The sequence below is a fragment of the Edaphobacter modestus genome (assembly GCF_004217555.1).
In the GTDB taxonomy this organism is placed as follows: domain Bacteria; phylum Acidobacteriota; class Terriglobia; order Terriglobales; family Acidobacteriaceae; genus Edaphobacter; species Edaphobacter modestus.
The window spans coordinates 2,831,872-2,850,986 of the sequence record NZ_SHKW01000001.1 but is presented as its reverse complement, the minus strand read 5'-3'; the positions used below and the strand labels follow the sequence as shown (position 1 = coordinate 2,850,986).

The following is a 19,115-nucleotide window of genomic DNA, read 5'->3' as shown; positions in this document are numbered from 1 at the left end:
ACATACATAGCACACCGCGGCTCGTCATCGGCGATGCGTCACGCATCAGTGTGGCTTAAACGTCTTGCCTGTTTCGACCAGTGTTTTGAGGCGGGAGAGGATGCGTGGCCAGCCATCGGCACAGGAGACGTAGGCAGTGTCGTCTTCCGCCCACTGGTCATGGGTGACGGAAACTCTGGTGGCCTCAGTCTCTGGCACAAGCTCTATCGTGACGCGCGAAACCTTGTTGGAAGAGCCAAGGGCGAATGTGTATTGCAACAACTTTAGCGGTTCGGACTGGAGCACTTCGCCGCGAACGTAGATGCTGCGCTTACCGTCGGTCCCTGTGCCGACCCAGTTCATCAGACCACCGGGCTTCAGATCGGCTTCGAGTTCGGCCCCCGCAAAGATAATGCGATTGGATTCGGAGGAGACGAAGCCCTCCCAGACTTTATCTGGAGGTGCGGCGAAGTAGAAAAGGAAGTGCAATGGAGTTTGCTGGGCCACGTGATCTCCTTCAGTGTTTCTGTTGGCATGCAAGGGATTATGCCACTCAGCGAGGAATCTGTGTCGAGCTTAGTGGGAGGTTACTGTGACGAGGGCCAGAGCGTTGGGCTCGAGCTTCAGGGTGAGCTGGTGGTTTTCGAGATGGGTTTGCTCCGGGGGAGGGAGTGTAGTAGCGCGGTTGAGCTGTTCCACCTGGGTTGGTGTGGGATAGTCGGGCTTGCCGATTTTGGCGTACTCCGGAAGGACGTTTCCGTGTTCGTTGTCGACCCGCTGAATGGCCACGGGGGCGTTGGCGGCGGGCCCTTGAATATTGAGGGTGAGGGTGCGGGTCTTGCCGTTGCGGAGGGACTCGGCGTCGGGAGCGACGAGATTCCAGACGGCGATCTTCAGGCTTCCATCCGCAGATTTAGTGGTGATGATGTCGGGTGAGGTGTTGGCGATACGTTGGTCGCCAAGTTGGTGGAGAAGGGCGAAGCCGTAGTAGCTGGGCTTGTTGATTCCGAACTCGGCGCGGAGGCCGAACTGCCCGATGAAGGGCCGGGGGCCGGGCCCGCCTTCTTCGAAGACGTCGGAGAAGGTCCAGAAGGACATCATGTCGACGAGGCCGTCGCACTGGCGGACGGTGTTGGCGAGGGCAGGGCCGACGTAGGTGGTGTCGCGCGACTGGTTATGGCCGGGGACGTTCCACTCGGTCCAGAAGAGTGGCATGGTGGGCTTGCCGGCGGCCTTCATCTGGCCGCGGACTTTGGCGATGGCGCGACAGACGCGCTGGTCCATGGGGAGATCGGCGGGAACGTTGTCGCTGGGCGAGAACATATTTTCGACGGTGTCGTCGGCGTATCCGTGGCTGGAGACGAAGTCGACGGGGACGTTGTTTTCGGTGGTGTGCTTGAGGAAGGCATCGACCCATTGTGCGGCTGCGGTGGCGGGACCGCCGACGCGCAGGCGCGGGCTTACGGCTTTGAGATCGCGCGCGGTGTGGTCGTAGAGCTCGAAGTAGCTGCGCTGGCGCGGGATACCGCCCCAGAAGTCGATGTTGGGCTCGTTCCAGACTTCGAAGTGCCACTGGGAGACCTCGTCGATGCCGTAGCGGCCGACGAGATTTTTTGCGAAGGCGGTGATGAGGCCGTCCCACTTTTCGTAGGACTTGGTGGGGGAGACGTTGGGCTTGTACCAGAAGGGATGGAGAAAGTCGGGGTTGAAGGCGAGCTTTTTGGGCATGAAGCTGATCTCGACTACGGGGCGCACGCCGTTGGCGAGGAGGTTGTCGTAGATCTGATCGATGTAGGCGAAGTTGTAGACGGGGTTGCCGTGCTCGTCTTCGTTGTAGACTCCCAGCTCATCGTGCAGGATGGCGTGGAAGCGAACGTAGCGGAAGTCGGTGACCTGCTTTACGGCTTTGAGATCGTTGAGATAGCTCTGCCGCAGGACGAGCGCGGCGCGGCCGGAGCCGAACATCTCTTCCCAGAAGTGGGGGAAGGGAGTGGTGGGGGCGTTGGCGTTGATCTCGATGGTTTGCTGCGCATGGGACGGCAGAGTAGAGAGAGCCAGGAGGAGAAGGAGGTTCACGATGGGTCGGGTGAGGCGGTTCATTGCGTGCTCCTGCTGGAGGACGAGACTTAATGACAAGAAAAGAGCGCCTTGGGGGCGCCCCTCTCTTCTTTGTGGTTGATGGATCCGACACAGCCTAGAAGCTGAAGCGCGCCTGGAATTCGATGACGCGGGCAGCGAGAGCCGTCTGCGACTGCCCGAACTGACTGCTGGTAATTAGGGTATTGCCATCGCCGGTGTTGAAGGGTGTCAGGTTGGTCTGGTTGAAGATGTTGAAGAACATGGCACGAATCGTGAGTCCGGCATTTTCGCCGAAGATGCTGGTTTGTGGAATGCCGAAGGTCTTCTGTGCATCCATGTCGGTGTCGAAGTAGTTGGGGCCGTGGAGGCTGTTGCGGCCTACGCCTGGAGGCGGGGGGGCTCCAGTGGTGGGATAGGTTGGGATGGAGAAGTAGGCGAGGCCGCCGTTGGGGAACTGACCGCCGGCGCGCTTGAAGGTGTCGTTGCTGGTATCGCCTGACCCTCGCGCGAACTGGGAGCCGGGACGGAGATTGCAGTATCCGCTGCCGACGTAGACGACGTTGCAGCCGGTGTTGGCGTAGATGGGAGTCCACGGGAAGCCGGTGTGGTACTGGAGGATGCCGCTGATCTGAATCCCTCCAAAGATGGTTTTGAGCAAGCGGTTATTGGGAAAGAGCTTCGGGGAGTAGGTTCCGAAGAGCTTGGCGTTGTGGGTGATGTCATAATCGGCGCGGCCGTAGGCGAAGCGGTTGTCGTAGGGGTACTGGTCGATGTAGTAGTCCTGGGAGGCAGTGTCCAGGATCCTGCCATAGCGGTACTGTCCATTGATGGTGAAGTTGTTGCCGAAGGTGTGCCGAACCTCCGTGAGGAATGCGTGAGAGCTAGCGGTGGCGTCATTCGAGAAAAAGCTGAAGTTGCTGATGGAGGGATTCAGGTTGGGATAGTAGATCCAGTTGAGGTTGTTCTGGCGAGTGTAGTGGCGGGAGAGGCTGCCCTGGTAGCCGACACTGAGGATCCAGCGGGAGGTAAGGGCGTGTTCCACACCGAGAGACAGCTTGTACGTGAGGGGGGTGGGAAGGTCCTGCTGAATGCCTGTGATCGTAAGTGCAGCCCCGCTCGTCGGAAGTCCATTAGGACCGAAGGTCGCGATGGCCGTTGGATTGGAGGGATAGCCGTTGATATTGGTGGGGCTAGAGGATGCAGCGTATAGAACGCCAGGGCAGTTGATGAGAGATGTGTCGGTGCATACAGCGTTGACGTTGGTGACCAAGGGTGGATTGGAGCGGCCGTTGAGGGTGACAGCCTGCTGCATACGGTTGTAGGCGATGCCGAAGCCGCCACGGACAACGGTCAGATGATTAGAGGCGGGGTTGATGGAGTAGGCAAAGCCGAACTGCGGTCCCCAGTTGTTGGGACTGGTCTTGTAAAGATCGCCGCCTACTTTCATGGTGGCTCCGGTGAGGGTCTGGGCGCCGGTGCCGAGGACCGGATTGCTGATATTTCCGTTCTTTTCCGTGGTCGGCGTGAAGTATTCGTAGCGCAGGCCGAGGTTGAGGGTAAGGTTGGCATTGACGCGCCAGTCGTCCTGAACATAGCCGGCGTAGATAAACGACCGGATGTACTTGGTTGCGGAGGTCGGTATTCCGGTACGGGGATCGAAGTTGCCATTCAGCAGACGCGGCTTGTCATTGGCAAACTCCCACAGGTTGCGGAAGGTGTATGCGGGGATGGCGGCGGAGGTCTGTGTGTCGTTGTCGAGCTCGCGATAGCCGTCGAAGCCCATGCGGATGTTATGCGAGCGCCAGGTCTTGGTGAGGGTGTCGCGGATGTTGTAGGTGGTTTGAGCGAAGTTGCCGGGGCCGGGGGAGCCGAAGAACTGGAATTCGGAGGTGCCGATGCCGCCCATGGTATCGAGAATGCCACGGGGCAGGCCGAAGGGTTCCTGGGGATTAGAGGTGATCTCGTTGAAGTACCAGCGCACGGCGTTGAAACGGAACTCATTGAGCAGGGTGGGAGCGAAGACGTGATTCCAGAGCGCCCCCTGAGAGTAGGCGAGCCGGTTCACGTTCCAGAGATTGGCAGTGCGGTTGGGGCCGTTGAAGAAAGTCGAAGAGGTGGGCACCCAGTAGACGGTGTAGGCGATGAGATCGCGAGGATTGAGCTGCCAGTCGAGGCGTCCGTTGAACTGCTGGTTGACGCTGTTGCTGGGATTGACGGTGTTGACATAGAAGAGATCGGGAACACCATCGAAGCCGCCGCCGATGCCGGGAGAGTTGTTGCCCAGGTAGCTGGGATCGGCGGTCCCGAGAGGAGTAGGCAAGGGAGAGCCGACGTCGAGTGCGGTTCCGCCGCCGCTGTAGGGAACGTCATGGCAGTAGGCGCCGCTCAACCCGGCGAAGGCGCATCCGGAGTTTGCCGCGACGGATTGGTAGCTGACGCTCTCGCCCGGGAAGCCGGCGATTGCAGCGGAGACTCCGCCTGCTTTTCTCTGCGCGATGAGTTGATCGTACTCAGGGGTTTCGTACCAGTGCGTCGCCTGATCGCGTCCGCTGTTGCGGAGTTCTTCATAGGAGAAGAAGAAGAAGACGTGGTCCTTCCAGACAGGGCCGCCGATGCTGCCGCCGATCTGGTTGAAGCGGTTGTTGTCGCGCAGCAGCCGATCGGTATCGCCTTCGGAGCCTGGACCGTTGTAGCGCTGATAGGCGTTGAGGCCGGGACGGTGGAATTTAAAGAAGGCGCTGCCGTGGAAGTCGTTGGTGCCGTTTTTGGAGACGATGAGAACCTGCGCGCCGCTGTTGCGACCGTTGGTCGCGTCATAGGGGCTGGTCTGGGTCTGGACCTCTTTGACGGACTCCTGATTGGGAGTGATGACGGCGCCGCCGCCCCACGCAAGGGAGTTGACCTGGCTGCCGTCGATCTGGAAGGAGTTGCCGGAGGTACGAACGCCGTTTCCCTGAGTCTGTGCGCGATTCTCTACGGCGAAGATACTTCCGGAGCTGCTGCTACCGCCGATACCGCCGTTGCCGGGAAGAGAGTAGCTCTGTCCTGTGCCAGTCTGCGAGCCGTCGCCGAGAGCTCCTGGCGCCAGGCGGAGGAGCTGGTAGGGGTCGCGGTTGGAGGAAGGGAGCGATTGCATCTGCTGGGCGGTGATGACTCCGGCGATGGTAGCGGTCGCGGTATTGATTGGGGGAGTTGTGTCGGTGACGGTGACGGATTGCTGGGAGCCTTCAGGGTCAAGGCTGATGTTCAGGCCCTGCATGGTTTCGCCGGAGATGTTGACGTTGTCGACGGTCTTTTTGGCGAAGCCCGTAGCTTCGATGGTGACGGTGTAGGGAGCGGGGGCAAGGCGATTGAAGGTGTAGGTTCCGCCACCGTCGGATTTGCCGGTCTGGGTCTGATTCGTCTCTTTGTCGACGATGGTGACGGTCGCGCCGGGAACGACGGCCCCGGTGGAATCGGTAACCGTGCCCTGAAGGCCCGCTCGATACTGCGCGTGGACAAATCTTGCCGGAAGCACCAGGAAGGTGAAACCGAAGAGAAAGAGGGCAAGTCTGGATGGAAATGGAAGAGGGGGGAAGGTGAACTGCGTTTTCATCACTGCTCCTGAAAGCGGAGCGGCCAATACTTACGTGACCGAAGCTCCGGGTTGGTTCTGGGATTTCTGGTCGGCAGAGTGTCGAAGGGACACTTGCCCACTCGCTTAAGGGTCCGATCCGCTGTGCGCGGTCGAAGCACTCCTTTTCGCCTAACCCGGGAGAATCAACTACAGGAGACACAAGGTCTAAAAAAGACTCAGTTCAATGAAGGGTCCAGCGACGAATCGGGGCCCTGTGTAGCAACTCGCATGGATGCTTCATGAAGAGAGATGCAGAAAACAAGTTTCTGGTGATACGAACCGCTAAAAAAAGTTGGGTTCGGCCGCGCTAAGGTGAAGGAGGCAGGCGATTAAGCTATCGGCAGCAGCGGAAGCCGATGTTCGCTGTGGAGCTGTCGGGGGTGTTGGAGCTGCGGGCGGCGACGCGGTAGCGATTGCAGTAGGATTTGTGGCAGAGAAACGATCCGCCCTTCATGACCCGGGAAGTTCCTGTGGAAGGCCCGGTTGGATTGTTTCGGCCCGCAGTGCGGTGGTAATGGGTGTCGAACCAGTCGGCGCACCACTCCCATGCGTTGCCGGTGATGGAATAGATACCGAAGCCGTTTGGAGGAAAGGCATCGACGGGGCAGGTTCCGGCATAGCCGTCGTCGCCGGTGTCCCGGTCCGGGAACTCGCCCTGCCAGATATTGCACCGATGCTTTCCGTCTGGCCGCAGTTTGTCGCCCCAGGGATAGAGCTTCTGCTGGAGGCCGCCGCGGGCGGCGTACTCCCACTCCGCTTCGGTCGGGAGCCGTTGGCCGCTCCACTGGCAGAAGGCGAGGGCATCGTTCCAGGAGACATGCACGACGGGATAGTTTTCGCGTCCTGACAGGTGCGAGCCCGGTCCTTCGGGGGTGTTCCAGGAGGCTCCGGGAACCTTGCACCACCAGGGAGCCGCGGCCACGGTATCTTCAACGAGGCTGGCGAAGTTCGCTTTGGGAATGTGAGACCAGAAGACAAAGGACCAGCCGAAGGTCTCGGCCTCGGTTCTGTATCCGGTGGAGCGGACGAACTGCTCAAACAACTGGTTGGTGACAGGGTACTTGTCGATGAGGAAGGGAGCGACGGTGACTTCGCGCACCGGGCCCTCTCCATCGTCAGGGAACGAATCGGCGTAGTCGGTTCCCATGAGGAAGGTTCCGCCGGGCAGGGAGAGCATGCGCTCGCGGAATCCCGGGAGCATCTCCTGCGAGGCAGGAACAATCGAGGGAGTGTCGGCGCTTTCTCCACGCTGCGACGAGGGTGCGCAGCACCCCTTGGGTGCGGTGTCGCCGGGTTGATGAGGGTGATTCATTCTTTCGTTCGACCTTATTCGAAAGTCTAGCGTGATTGGCATGGCTCTCGAAAGGTCTGACCGCGAACCTGCTGGCTCTATCGTGGGCTCGTGGGATGCGAGTGAGGCCACGACAGAGCGCAGGCGAACGGTTCGTAGAGGATGTCAGACGGACAGGTTGAGCATCCGATTAAGCCGCTGGACGAAGGTGGCAGGATCCTGCAGCGGCACACCTTCCAGAAGAAGCGCCTGATCGAAGAGGAGCCATGCAGCATCTTCGGCGACGGCGTCGTCGGGACGGGCGACCAGCTTGCGGACGATCTCGTGATCGGGGTTGATCTCAAGCGTGGGCTTGAGGGCGGGCAGATCTTTCTGTCCCATGGCGCGCAGCATCTGCTGCATCTTCATGGAGGGTTCTTCGTCGTCGGAGACGATGCAGGAGGGGCTGTCGGCGAGGCGAACGGAGGCGCGGACATCTTTGACGCGATCGCCGAGGATGCCCTTCACCTTCTCGAGCAGGGGCTTGATCTCCTCAGCCTTGCCGGACTCGGATTCGTCCTTCAGGTCGCCGTCGGTGGAGGTCTTGTTGACGGACTTGAGGTCGATGTCGCCATATTTCTCCACGTTGGCGAAGACGATCTCGTCGATCTCGTCGTCGAGGACAAGAACTTCGAGATCCTTCTTCCTGTAGATCTCGAGAAGAGGCGAGGTACGCAGAAGGGACTCCGCGCTGCCGGTGATGTAGTAGATGCTCTTCTGGCCTTCCTTCATTCGCGCCTTCACGTCCGCGAGGCTGGTCATGCCTTCCGCCTTTGTGGACTTGAAGCGGATGAGTTCGAGCAGGGTCTCGCGGTTCGCGAAATCGCCGTACAGACCTTCCTTGAGTAGGCGGTTGTACTCCGCGATGAACTTCTGATATTGCTCGGGCTGATTTTCAGCGATGTTCTTCAGCTCGGAGAGGATCTTCTTGACGCTGGCGGAGCGGATGCTGGTGAGGACACGATTCTGTTGCAGGATCTCGCGGCTGACGTTGAGAGGAAGATCCTCGCTGTCGATGATTCCGCGAACGAATCGCAGATACTGCGGCAGGAACTCCTTGGCGTCGTCCATGATGAAGACGCGTTTTACATAAAGCTTGACGCCGGTCTTGTACTCGGCCTGAAAGAGATCGAGGGGGGCCTTGGATGGGATGTAGAAGAGCGTGGTGTATTCGAGACTGCCTTCGGCCTTGGTGTGAAACCAGAAGAGAGGATCTTCGAAACCGCCGGTGAGGGACTTGTAGAGCTCCTTGTAATCGTCATCCTTGAGCTCGTTTTTGGAGCGGCGCCAAAGGGCGCTGGCCGCATTGATCTGCTCGGTTGTGCGGGTTTTGACGGACTTTTTGTCGGCCTCGTTCCACTCGCTCTTGTCGTAGGTGAGAAAGATGGGGAAGGCGATGTGGTTGGAGTATTTCTTTACGATCTCTTTAAGCTGCCAGCTGTTGGCGTACTGCTTTCCTTCTTCGTTCAGATGAATGATTACGGTAGTTCCGGCAACGGGTCGCTCCGCGGGCTCAATCTCGAAGCTGGTTTTGCCGTCGCTGGTCCATCGCCATGCCTTGTCTTCGCCTGCCTTGCGGGAGATCACCTCGACGTGGTCGGCGACCATAAAGACGCTGTAGAAGCCGACGCCGAACTGTCCGATGAGGTTGGAGTCCTTCTTGGCGTCTCCGGAGAGCTGCGAGAGGAAGTTTTTGGTTCCGGAGCGCGCGATGGTTCCAAGGTGCGACACCAGGTCTTCTTCGTTCATGCCGATTCCGGTATCGGCGATGCGAAGGATTTTATTCTCTTCGTCCAGCTCAAGGTCGATGCGGGGATCGAAGGGGAGCGCCTTGTATTGGTCCTCGACGAGGGTTAGATGGCGGAGCTTATCGAGCGCATCGGAGGAGTTGGAGATGAGCTCGCGGAGGAAGATCTCCGGGTGCGAGTAGAGAGAGTGAATGATGAGCTGCAGGAGTTGACTGACTTCGGTCTGAAATTCGCGTTTTGACATAGATGTTTTCTTCCCAAACGTTCTAAGTATAAAAGGACTGCGGATGGCTTCTTATAAAGGATCGGGGATGGCCTTCCCGGCCTGATTGTGGCCCGGGAGGAGTGTCTCACGATTATTTTACGGACGACGCCGAGCGATGCCGGGACGATTCGGAGGAGATGCAATAATGCCGAGATGAGCAGACATGCTGACGGGTTGGATCGGCGCAGGTTTTTAGCCGTGTGTTCGGTGGCGGGACTTGGGCAGGGTCTGTTGCCTGGGGTGCTCTGGGGCATGGCGGCGCAGGTCTCGACGACAGAGACTGCGGGTGCGGGTGTGGATCACGACCACCTGGCGGCGATTACGCCGGAGATGATCGATGCGGCGGCGGCGATTGCGGCGGTGAAGCTGACTGCCGAGCAGAAGACGATGGTGCTGGAGGGGCTGAAGCAACAGCGCGAGTCGGTCCTGGTGATCCGAAGCATGAAGATTCCGAACCAGGTGGCTCCGGCCTTTGTCTTCGACCCGGTTCCGGCGGGGATGAAGCTGGAGACGGAGCGAAGGCCGATGCGGATGAGCAAGGCTCCGGATGCGAAGAAGCTTGCGGCGAGTGCATCTGTGGTGGGTGGTGAGGGGCTGGCGTTTGCCTCGGTCCGTGAGCTGGCTGAATTGGTGAAGACGCGCAAGGTGGCCTCGGTCGAGCTGACGAAGATGTACCTGGCACGATTGAAGAGGTACGATCCGCGGCTGCATTTCTTGATTACGTTGACGGAAGAGCGTGCGTTGAAGCAGGCCGCGGATGCGGATAGGGAGATTGCGGCAGGCAGGTATCGGGGCCCGCTGCACGGGATTCCGTGGGGAGCGAAGGACCTGCTTGCGGTCAAGGGCTATCCCACTACCTGGGGTGCGGCGGGGTTTGAGCAGCAGAGCTTCGACTATGACGCGACGGTGGTGGAGCGTCTGGATGCGGCCGGCGCGGTTCTGGTGGCTAAGCTGACGATGGGGGCGCTGGCCCAGGGAGATCTGTGGTTCGGGGCAAGGACGCGGAATCCCTGGAATCCGAAGCAGGGCTCCAGCGGATCTTCGGCGGGAAGCGCGAGTGCGGTGTCGGCGGGATGTGTGGGATTTGCCATCGGGACGGAGACGCTGGGTTCCATCTCGTCGCCGAGCACGCGCTGCGGTGTTACCGGGCTACGGCCAACGTTCGGGCTGGTGCCGCGGACAGGCGCGATGGCGCTGAGCTGGACGATGGACAAGATTGGGCCGATCTGCCGCGTGGTGGAGGACTGTGCCTTGGTGATGAGCGTCATCTATGGGCCGGACGGGCATGATCGCAGCGTGAAGGACGCGGCCTTCAACTGGGATGCTGACCTCGATTGGAAGAAGCTGCGGGTGGGGTATCTCAAGGATGAGTTCGATATGCCGGTGCTGGAGGCGGGAGCATCGGAAGAAAAAAAACGGGACTTTGCGCGTGACACGTACGACGCGAAGTATGGGCAGGCAGCGCTGGATGCTCTGAGGAAGATGGGCGTGAAGCTGATCGAAGTGAAGATGCCGAAGGGATATCACTTCGGCGACATCACGCCGGTCCTGGCAGCGGAGGCGGCGGCGGCATTCGATGAGCTGACGCTGAGCGGACGCGATGCGCTGCTTACGGGGCAGGAGAGCTTTGACTGGCCGAACACGTTTCGCAAGGCGCGGTTCTATTCGGCGGTCGACTATATCCAGGCGCAGCGGGCGCGGATGCTGGCGATCGATGGCATGGCGAAGCTGTTCCGCGAGGTGGATGTCGTTGTAACGCCGAGCAATGGTGCGCAGCTTTCAGGGACCAACCTTACGGGGAACCCGGCGGTGATTGTGCCGAACGGTGTGCGCGGTACCGATGCTCCGGCTCCTGACCACGACGGGGACGGAGACCGCAAGAATACGGGCGGGCCGGGGACTCCGGTGTCGCTGACATTCCTGGGGGCGTTGTATTCGGATGCCCGGCTGGCTGCGTTTGCGCGGGCCTACCAGGAGAGCACGGGATTTCATCGGCTGCATCCGAAGCTGGATTGAAGGAGTGCATGGACAGGGGTATGAGAGGCGAGAACACGCTGGTTGAGGCGCGGGGGCTGGTGAAGGAGTACGGCGCGGGCGCGCGCGTGGTGGATGACGTGTCGTTCACGATCGGGCGGGGAGAGACGCTGGGCCTGGTGGGCGAGTCGGGATCGGGAAAGAGTACTGTAGCGCGGATGCTGCTGCGGCTGGTGGAGCCCACGGCAGGCGAGGTGACGTATGACGGCCGTGATCTGCTGGTGGCGCGGGCGAGCCAGATGCGGGCTCTGCGACGACGGATGCAGGTGGTGTTTCAGGATCCTTATGCAGCGTTGAATCCGCGAATGAGAGTGAAGGAGATTCTTGCGGAGCCGTTTGCAATTCACGGAGAACGCTGCGGGAGAGAGCGGCTGGAGGAGATGCTGGCCGAGGTGGGACTGGATGGGAGTGCGCTCCTGAGGTTCCCGCATGAGTTCAGCGGGGGACAGAGGCAGAGGATAAATATAGCCCGCGCGCTGGCGCTGCGGCCGGAGTTTGTAGTGCTGGACGAGCCGGTGAGCGCCCTGGATGTGAGCGTGGGGGCGCAGGTGGTGAATCTGCTGCGGGAGCTGCAACAGAGGTATGGGCTGACCTATCTCTTTATCTCTCACTCGATGCCGCTGGTGCGATACCTGTGCGATCGCGTGGCGGTGATGCAGCGAGGGCGCCTAGTGGAGCTGGGGGAGTGCGAGCAGGTGTGCGATGCGCCGAGGGAGGCGTATACGCGAGAGTTGCTTGGAGCGACTCCGGAGATGCGGCTGTAAGGAACGCAGCCGGGCCAGCAGATACAGGGCGAGCCGATACAATGGAAGATGGATGCTTTCCGAATTGAGTTCGCACTGGCCGTACGTGAGATTGGTCGCGGCATCCTCGGTCGCCGGGGTGATGAATGCCATGGCTGGAGGCGGATCGTTTTTGTCGTTCCCCGCAATGCTGGGGGTAGGGGTGCTTCCCATTCAGGCCAACGCGACGAACACGGTAGCTCTATGGCCGGGACAGCTGACGTCGGTGGCCGCGCTTCGCAACGATCTGAGGCGCGACCTGCTGCCGGCGGTCTGTGGAGCCTCGGTGGCAGGAGGCGTAGGCGGGGCCATCCTGCTGTTGCATACGGGCCAGGTTACGTTTCTCCGGATGGTTCCGTGGCTTCTTTTGACCGCTTCGTTGTTATTCGGGTTGAGCGGACCGGTATCCCGATGGCTGAGGCGTCGGTCGACGGTGCCTCATGCGGAGAGAAAGATTGCGGCCATGCCGTTGTTTCTTGCGCTGCTACCGGTTTGCTTCTATATCGGCTATTTCGGCGCAGGTGCGGGATTTCTGATCATGACGGCGCTTGCGCTGTTCGGCGTCGAGGAGATGAACACGTTGAACTCGCTGAAGGTGCTGGCGGCGTGCCTTTCGAATCTGTGCGCTGTCGTAACGTTTATCGCCAGCGGAGCTGTGGTGTGGAAGTATTGCGTGGTGTCGATGCTGCTGGCCGGTGCAGGAGGCTATGTGGGGGCACAGTATGCGCGGAGGATGAATCCGAGCGTGCTGCGAGCCATTGTCGTCGTGACGGGATGCGCGATGGCCGCGTATTTTTTCTGGAGAAACGGATGATAAGGCTGGCGCGGAACGAGGTTGCGGCATGAGTCACGAGGGAATCAGGTTCGTAAGTGCGGAACAGGCAGCGCAGGCGCCGGAGCAGCGGCTTCCGATCGAAGCCGTCACTCCGGCGAAGGTTCGTGTGTATAAGACAGAGGGAACCGGGGTCGAGATCGACTGGAAGGATGGACACAAAAGCCAGTGGAGCTTTCACTGGCTGCGACATGGGTGTCCATGCGCGACGTGCCATGAAGAACGCGAGCACAGCGGACGCAAGCTGGGAGAGGCGAAGCCGAAACCTCAGACACTGCTGCCCATGTACGAGGCCCCGGTGCGGCCTCTCGAGGTTATTCCAACGGGGAACTATGCGGTGAAGTTCAAGTGGAGCGATGGGCACGAGAGCGGGATCTACTCGTGGGAGTACCTGCGACGGGTGTGCCAGTGCGAGGCTTGCCTGGCGAAGTCCTGACTCTTCCGATAGGGGTTAGCTGCCGATCTGGTGAGCTGCGAGTAGAGGAAAGACTTCGTCGACCGACGAGACGATTCGAAGACTCGCGCGGGCATGAGGTTTCAGGACGCCTTCGGCGACGCAGTGATCGAGGAAGTCGAGCAGCTTGTCGTAGAAGCCGTTGATGTTGATGAGGACGACGGGCTTCTGGTGCAGGCGCAGAGCCTGCCAGGTAAGAACCTCGAACATCTCTTCAAACGTGCCGAAGCCGCCCGGCAGGACGAGGAATGCGTCGGCTAACTCTCCCATCATGGCCTTGCGGGTATGCATGTTGGTGGTGATGTGGAGTTCGGTGAGGCCGCGGTGAGCGACTTCGAGATCGACAAGAACCTCAGGGATGACACCTACGACTCGTCCTCCATGCAGAAGGGAGGCCTCTGCGACGGCCTGCATCAGGCCTACGTTGGCTCCGCCATAGATAATGCCGATGCTCTGCTGGGCGAGAGCACGGCCAAGCTCGATCGCCGCCTCGCGATAGATGGGGCTGGCGCCGTTGGAGGAGGCGCAGAAGATTGCTGCATTCCGGATCACGGTATTAAGGATATCAAGCTGCCATGCCGGAAGTGTGAACAGAGAAAGGTGCCAAAACGGAATTGCGGCCCTTGAGGCGATGCCCTGAATGGGACGCCGCCTCAAAGGCCGGATGGGGAATATCTCGGATGTGTGTTACTTGATGTGAATGGTCGCGCCGTTCAGTGCGTTGGTGATCTCGGCGATGAGGGTCCCGGCTTCGTGCGTGGGTGTAGCAGTCGCGGAGACGACACGGGTGCCTGGTGTGAGATCGACGGTGACAGGCTTGCCCGCTTCGAGCTTGATGACTTGTTCGCCGGCCTTTACTTCGATAGGGGCGGTGGAGTCATTCAGGAAGGTGAGCTTGATGGTCTTCGATTTGCCAAACATCGCCAGGACAGGCGAATGCACGCTGGTTACAGCGTAGACCGCAGGCGATGCAAGGAGGGAAGAGGCGGCGACGACAGTGGCTGCAACAAATTTACGGTAATTCATCTTTTAGCTCCCGGTAGTACTGCGTTACGACCGATGAGCTTGCTGCCATGGTTCAGAAAGCTCTTCGAATGTCGATACGCATTGGACTCACAGAAGTTCCCGGAGACTTATGTAAGTGACGAACCGGGTGGAAATAGGGACGGACAGCTCATGCGAGGTGTGAATGTCTCGAGAAGGTTAAAATTGAGATGGAGCGTGTATCAAATTGAGTCGTCTTTTAGAGAATATGAATCCTCAGCAGCAGGAGGGGATTCGCACGGTGGATGGTCCGGTGCTGCTGCTTGCGGGTGCGGGTAGCGGCAAGACGAGAGTCGTCACGCACCGAATCGCCTACCTGATTGAAGAGCGCGGCGTGCCCGCGGATGCAATTCTTGCCGTCACCTTCACAAACAAAGCTGCAAAGGAGATGGCTGAGCGCGTCGACAAGATTCTCGGTCATACGACGCTGGCAAAGCCGACGCTTGCAACGTTTCACAGCTTCTGCGTGCGTGTTCTGCGGCGAGACATCGAGGCCCTGCGTGTCAATGGTGTGGGATTGACGAAGAGCTTCGCCATCTATGACGAGCAGGATCAGCAGGCAGTCGTGAAGACGGCACTGAAGCGTCTCGGCATCGACGACAAGAGTCTGAAGCCGCGGGTTGCGCTGGGGCGGATCAGCTGGGCGAAGAATCACATGATCGATCCGCAGGAGTACTTCCTCGCTTCGGCCAATCCGATGGAAGAGAAGATCGCGCATATCTTCGAGATCTACCGCAAGGAGCTGGCGAAGGCGAATGCGCTGGATTTCGACGACCTGTTGCTGGAGACGGTGCGTCTGCTGAAGTCTTCGTCTGAAGTACGAGAGCGATACAACCGGCGATATCGCTACGTGATGATCGATGAGTATCAGGACACGAATCGGCCGCAGTATGAGCTGATGAAATTACTCGCCGGCTCGGAGAAGAACGTGTGCGTCGTGGGCGATGAAGACCAGTCGATCTATAGCTGGCGCGGCGCGGACATCAAGAACATTCTCGACTTCGAGAAGGATTTTCCGAACGGGAAGACGATCCGGCTGGAACAGAACTACCGTTCGACGCAGGTGATTCTTGAGGGCGCGAGTACGGTGGTGGCGCAGAACACGCAGCGTAAGGGCAAGAACCTGTGGACCTCGCGCGAGGGTGGATCGCTGATTGGGTATTACGAGGCTCCGGATGGCGAGAACGAAGCGTTATTTATAGCGGACCGCATTCAGCGCTACCTGCGTGAAGCAGGACAGCAGGAGGATGAGCCTCGGTGCGCGGTGCTGTATCGAACGAACTCGCAGTCGCGGTTGGTGGAAGAGGCCCTGCGGCGTTATCAGATTCAGTACCACATGGTGGGTGGGTTCAGCTTCTACGATCGCGCCGAGGTGAAGGACCTGCTGAGCTACCTGAAGCTGGTGCAGAACCCGCATGACTCGATTGGGCTGCAGCGCGTCGTGAACTCGCCGACCCGCGGCATCGGCAAGACGACGATGGAGACGCTGGAGCGGATGGCTCTGAGCGCGGGGCTGAGCACGTGGGATGCGATGGCACGTGCGATCGAGGATCGGCTGCTGCCGCAGCGAACGCTGAATGCGCTGGAGGGATTCAGAAGGCTGATAGAAGATGCGCGCGCGATGCTGGGGGCGGAGTTCGCCGAGAAGCTGACGCAGGATGTGGGCGCAGATGCAGGTGGCGATGTCTCGTTCGATGCCTCGTTCGATGTTTCGGAGTTCGCAGCTTCCCAGGACGAGGATGCGCCTGAAGTCTCGGAACCGGCGGAGGGCGAAGGCGAGAACTTCGACACGAGCTTCAACTTCGCCTTCGATTTTAGTCCGAGCGAAGAGATCTCGACGATTGCAGCGGAGAATGCACGGGATTCCGACCAGCTGCACGGGATCGATTCGGCGAGCTTCAATCCATTTGCACCAGTGGTGCTGAAGGAGAGCTCGCCTAAAAACAAGACCGCGGGTCCTTCGACTGCGCTTCGCTCCGCTCAGGAGGACAGTCCTTTTGCGAGTTCGGGGAGAGAGCGTCCGGCGTTTCGCACGCCGGGAGGCAGAGCCACGCTTCCGGAGCTGATCAAGTTTTTGAACGACCGGAGCGGCTATATTCGTGCGCTCGAAGACGAAGGAACTCCGGAGAGCTTCTCGCGGATCGAGAACCTGAAGGAACTTGCCAACGCCGCTCAGGATGCGGAGGAGCGCGGCGAGACGCTGGATGAGTTTCTGGATCACGCAGCGCTGGCGAGCGATGCCGACCAGTATTCGGCCGAGGCCAAGGTGACTCTGATGACGCTGCACGCCGCCAAGGGGCTGGAGTTTCCGCTGGTCTTTCTGGCGGGCATGGAAGAGGGCCTGTTTCCAAACGCCCGTACCATGATGGACCCGTCCGGCATGGAGGAGGAGCGGAGGCTCTGCTATGTCGGCATGACCCGCGCCATGGACACGCTGGTGATGACGAGGGCGCGGCATCGGCGGCGCTACGGCAGCGATATGCCGGAGGCGAGTGTGGCGTCGCGATTTCTCGAAGAGGTGCCGTCGCGGCTGGTGGAGGACCTGGGAAGCCCGCCGGCTCGTCCCCAGTTCAGCGGCGATTACAGCGGCCTGTATGCCACACCGTACCCGAAGGCCAACCGGTTTGGCCGCGGCGACCGCGAGGAGGGCGAACGGCATTGGAGCTATGAGGACGAAGACCAGAGCGGCGGTCACGGGGCAGCAAAGCCCGCGGCCGGACAGCGTGCAGGGGGAAGGTCTCCGGCGGGAGGCTCAGGGTCGCTGGACAATATCGCGAGCTTCTTTGCGGGTCGTGGTCAGAAGTCCGCTGCCAAGGCAGGGCGTCCCCGGCTGGAGATTGCCGAGCCGACGGGCAAAACAGGCTTACAGCAGGGAACACGGGTGCGGCACCCGAAATACGGAGAAGGAACCGTGTTTCGTCGCGAAGGAGATGGGGATGACGCCAAGATTACAGTACAATTTCAACAGCATGGCGTGAAGAAGCTGGTGGAGAAGTTTGCCCAGCTGGAGCGCCTCTAAGTTTCCCTGAAATTACCTTCAAAGAGAGATTGGCAAGAACTGATGGCAAATACCAAGAGCATTACAGACAAGACAGAGCGCAAGCAGGTAAAGCGTGCGGCCCGCAAGAAGGCTGCCCCGAAGGCAAAGCGGACGACTCCTCGCGGTTCGAACAAGGCGAAGGTCCGCAAGCTCGCACGCGGTTCGTCGAAGCGCTAGGTCATCGATGAGGCCTCCTGGGCTTCGGTTACGGTGTTGCACGCCGGACCGGCCCGGGAGGTAGCTCCTCGCCCGAACAGTTCCAGCTTTAGGCATATGGTTGTACCTCGGGTGAGTCCGGGACGACTCTGCCGGACAATTCTGTTTGAGGAGCAGGGTGCTGGCCAGGCAAATCTTCAAAACCAAATCGATCGACAAGCTGATCTCTGAATCGGAGCGGCCGGAGCACGCGCTAAAGAAGACGCTGGGGCCGGTTAGCCTCACAGCGCTTGGAATCGGCGCCGTAATCGGCTCCGGAATCTTCACAGTGATCGGGACGGCAATCGGTGGAAATCCCGCCGCGGAGGTCCGTGTCTCCGATTCGCCGGTGATCGACCTGATCCTTGGATTCCTGCATCACCACAGCGGCGCCGTGGCTGGAAGACCGGGCGCAGGGCCTGCTCTGGCCATCTCACTGGTGCTGGTGGCGATCGTCTGTGCTCTGACGGGGCTCTGTTATGCGGAGCTTGCAAGCATGATCCCCATCGCGGGATCGGCGTACACGTACACCTATGCGACGCTGGGCGAGTTGGTGGCGTGGGTGATCGGCTGGGATCTGATCCTGGAGTACGCCTTCAGCAACATGAGCGTGAGCGTGGGATTCGCCGCGCATGTCGTCGATCTGCTGGACTGGCTGGGGCTGAATATCTCGCCGCAGTGGCTTTCGCCGGCGTATCTGCCCCTGGGGCTCTCGGATCTCCAGGGCCACAGCATCTACAATCCGGGGTGGCATGCGGGGTTCAACATTCCCGCGTTCCTCATCGTTCTGCTGCTGACAGTGGTGTTGGCGCGGGGAATCCGGGAGTCGGCACGGACGAACAACATCATGGTTCTGATCAAGATCCTGGCGATCCTGGTGTTCGTCTTCTTTGGACTGAGCTTCATTCACCCCAGCAATTACGTTCCGTTTTCGCCAAACGGCTGGAGCGGAGTTCTCGCCGGCGGCTCCATCATCTTTTTTACCTATATCGGCTTCGACTCGGTCTCGACGGCGAGCGAAGAGTGCAGATGCCCCCAGAAGGACGTCCCTATCGGAATCCTGGCGACACTGGTGGTTTGCTCGATTCTCTATATCGGCGTCGCTGTCGTTCTCACTGGAATGGTGCCGTGGCAGACCGTGGCTGGGGATGCGGCTCCTGTAGTGAATGCGCTGAAGCGTGTCTCGATGCTGCCGGGCGGGCACAGCCTTCATTGGGTACGGCTGGCGGTGCTGCTGGGCGCGATCATCGGAATGATCTCGTCCATCCTGGTCTTTCAGCTGGGTCAGGCCCGCGTGTGGTTCGCGATGTCGCGCGATGGTCTGCTGCCGAAGGCGTTCAGCAAGGTGCATCCGAGATTCAGGACACCGGCCTTCGCGACGTGGGTGGCGGGTTTCCTGGTGGCGATTCCCGCGGGTTTGTTTGACGTAGGCACGTTTGCAGAGATGTCGAACATCGGCACCCTGTTTGCGTTTGTCCTGGTGTCGGTGGGTGTTCTGGTGCTGCGGGCCCGGCAACCGGAGCGCTATCGCGGGTTCCGGGTGCCGCTGGGGCCGGTTGTTCCGGTTCTCAGCATCGCCTTCTGCATTCTGCTGATGGCCGGTCTTCCCGTGAAGACCTGGCTGCGATTCTTCGTGTGGCTGGTCGTGGGACTGGTGGTGTATGTCTTCTACAGCCGAAAGCGAAGTGAGTTTTACTCGCCCGAAGCCTAAGATAGA

General features: G+C 60.0%; 14 protein-coding genes. 7 read left to right on the top strand and 7 right to left on the bottom strand.

Annotation, left to right across the window (positions count from 1 at the left end):
* Nucleotides 1-45 precede the first annotated feature (45 nt).
* The 5 genes from BDD14_RS11985 to htpG form a co-directional block, all read right to left on the bottom strand.
* On the bottom strand, nucleotides 46-486 hold the full coding sequence (locus BDD14_RS11985) for an SRPBCC domain-containing protein (protein WP_165420038.1): 441 nt from the start codon (nucleotides 484-486) through the stop codon (nucleotides 46-48).
* Between the two features lie 69 nt (nucleotides 487-555).
* The gene (locus BDD14_RS11980; RefSeq protein WP_130419013.1) at nucleotides 556-2,079 is read right to left on the bottom strand and encodes a GH39 family glycosyl hydrolase; all 1,524 of its coding nucleotides are present in this window, start codon (nucleotides 2,077-2,079) and stop codon (nucleotides 556-558) included.
* 94 nt (nucleotides 2,080-2,173) lie between these two features.
* On the bottom strand, nucleotides 2,174-5,653 hold the full coding sequence (locus BDD14_RS11975) for an outer membrane beta-barrel protein (RefSeq protein WP_130419012.1): 3,480 nt from the start codon (nucleotides 5,651-5,653) through the stop codon (nucleotides 2,174-2,176).
* Between the two features lie 355 nt (nucleotides 5,654-6,008).
* Nucleotides 6,009-6,986 (bottom strand): formylglycine-generating enzyme family protein, encoded by a 978-nt coding sequence (locus BDD14_RS11970; RefSeq protein ID WP_130419011.1) that lies wholly within the window; start codon nucleotides 6,984-6,986, stop codon nucleotides 6,009-6,011.
* 144 nt (nucleotides 6,987-7,130) lie between these two features.
* Nucleotides 7,131-8,996: a molecular chaperone HtpG gene (gene htpG / locus BDD14_RS11965; RefSeq protein WP_130419010.1), complete on the bottom strand. Its 1,866-nt coding sequence runs from the start codon at nucleotides 8,994-8,996 to the stop codon at nucleotides 7,131-7,133.
* Between the two features lie 174 nt (nucleotides 8,997-9,170).
* Here htpG and BDD14_RS11960 point away from each other — a divergent pair, with 174 nt between their 5' ends.
* From BDD14_RS11960 to BDD14_RS11945, 4 genes are read left to right on the top strand one after another with little or no spacing between them, the layout of a single operon-like run.
* Nucleotides 9,171-11,033, top strand: coding sequence for an amidase (locus BDD14_RS11960; protein ID WP_130419009.1), 1,863 nt, complete (start codon nucleotides 9,171-9,173; stop codon nucleotides 11,031-11,033).
* Nucleotides 11,034-11,053: 20 nt separating this feature from the next.
* Nucleotides 11,054-11,815 (top strand): ATP-binding cassette domain-containing protein, encoded by a 762-nt coding sequence (locus BDD14_RS11955; protein ID WP_130419008.1) that lies wholly within the window; start codon nucleotides 11,054-11,056, stop codon nucleotides 11,813-11,815.
* Between the two features lie 52 nt (nucleotides 11,816-11,867).
* Entirely contained in the window at nucleotides 11,868-12,647 is a 780-nt protein-coding gene (locus BDD14_RS11950; RefSeq protein WP_130419007.1) for a sulfite exporter TauE/SafE family protein, read from the top strand.
* Nucleotides 12,648-12,675: 28 nt separating this feature from the next.
* Entirely contained in the window at nucleotides 12,676-13,101 is a 426-nt protein-coding gene (locus BDD14_RS11945; protein WP_130419006.1) for a gamma-butyrobetaine hydroxylase-like domain-containing protein, read from the top strand.
* 15 nt (nucleotides 13,102-13,116) lie between these two features.
* Here BDD14_RS11945 and BDD14_RS11940 read toward each other — a convergent pair whose 3' ends face one another.
* Together BDD14_RS11940 and BDD14_RS11935 are read right to left on the bottom strand one after the other, a co-directional pair.
* Complete coding sequence (locus BDD14_RS11940) at nucleotides 13,117-13,671, bottom strand: LOG family protein (protein WP_242617898.1); 555 nt, start codon at nucleotides 13,669-13,671, stop codon at nucleotides 13,117-13,119.
* A 135-nt stretch (nucleotides 13,672-13,806) separates the two neighbouring features.
* Nucleotides 13,807-14,145, bottom strand: a complete 339-nt coding sequence (locus tag BDD14_RS11935) for a hypothetical protein (protein WP_130419005.1) — start codon at nucleotides 14,143-14,145, stop codon at nucleotides 13,807-13,809.
* 226 nt (nucleotides 14,146-14,371) lie between these two features.
* Between BDD14_RS11935 and BDD14_RS11930 the strand changes: the two genes are divergently transcribed.
* The 3 genes from BDD14_RS11930 to BDD14_RS11925 all read left to right on the top strand — a co-directional run bounded on the left by BDD14_RS11930 (nucleotide 14,372) and on the right by BDD14_RS11925 (nucleotide 19,109).
* Nucleotides 14,372-17,182 (top strand): ATP-dependent helicase, encoded by a 2,811-nt coding sequence (locus BDD14_RS11930; RefSeq protein WP_130423016.1) that lies wholly within the window; start codon nucleotides 14,372-14,374, stop codon nucleotides 17,180-17,182.
* 42 nt (nucleotides 17,183-17,224) lie between these two features.
* Entirely contained in the window at nucleotides 17,225-17,380 is a 156-nt protein-coding gene (locus tag BDD14_RS31775) for a hypothetical protein (protein WP_165420037.1), read from the top strand.
* A gap of 157 nt (nucleotides 17,381-17,537) precedes the next feature.
* Complete coding sequence (locus BDD14_RS11925) at nucleotides 17,538-19,109, top strand: amino acid permease (protein WP_242617897.1); 1,572 nt, start codon at nucleotides 17,538-17,540, stop codon at nucleotides 19,107-19,109.
* The last annotated feature ends 6 nt before the right edge of the window (nucleotides 19,110-19,115 follow it).

Excerpts from the sequence above, each read along its gene's own strand:
- BDD14_RS11960 (WP_130419009.1), top strand. The coding sequence starts at position 9,171 with ATGAGCAGACATGCTGACGGGTTGGATCGGCGCAGGTTTTTAGCCGTG.
- BDD14_RS11955 (WP_130419008.1), top strand. The coding sequence starts at position 11,054 with ATGAGAGGCGAGAACACGCTGGTTGAGGCGCGGGGGCTGGTGAAGGAG.
- BDD14_RS31775 (WP_165420037.1), top strand. The coding sequence starts at position 17,225 with ATGGCAAATACCAAGAGCATTACAGACAAGACAGAGCGCAAGCAGGTA.
- BDD14_RS11930 (WP_130423016.1), top strand. The coding sequence starts at position 14,372 with ATGAATCCTCAGCAGCAGGAGGGGATTCGCACGGTGGATGGTCCGGTG.
- BDD14_RS11970 (WP_130419011.1), bottom strand. The coding sequence starts at position 6,986 with ATGAATCACCCTCATCAACCCGGCGACACCGCACCCAAGGGGTGCTGC.
- BDD14_RS11945 (WP_130419006.1), top strand. The coding sequence starts at position 12,676 with ATGAGTCACGAGGGAATCAGGTTCGTAAGTGCGGAACAGGCAGCGCAG.
- BDD14_RS11950 (WP_130419007.1), top strand. The coding sequence starts at position 11,868 with ATGCTTTCCGAATTGAGTTCGCACTGGCCGTACGTGAGATTGGTCGCG.
- BDD14_RS11975 (WP_130419012.1), bottom strand. The coding sequence starts at position 5,653 with ATGAAAACGCAGTTCACCTTCCCCCCTCTTCCATTTCCATCCAGACTT.
- BDD14_RS11980 (WP_130419013.1), bottom strand. The coding sequence starts at position 2,079 with ATGAACCGCCTCACCCGACCCATCGTGAACCTCCTTCTCCTCCTGGCT.
- htpG (WP_130419010.1), bottom strand. The coding sequence starts at position 8,996 with ATGTCAAAACGCGAATTTCAGACCGAAGTCAGTCAACTCCTGCAGCTC.
- BDD14_RS11935 (WP_130419005.1), bottom strand. The coding sequence starts at position 14,145 with ATGAATTACCGTAAATTTGTTGCAGCCACTGTCGTCGCCGCCTCTTCC.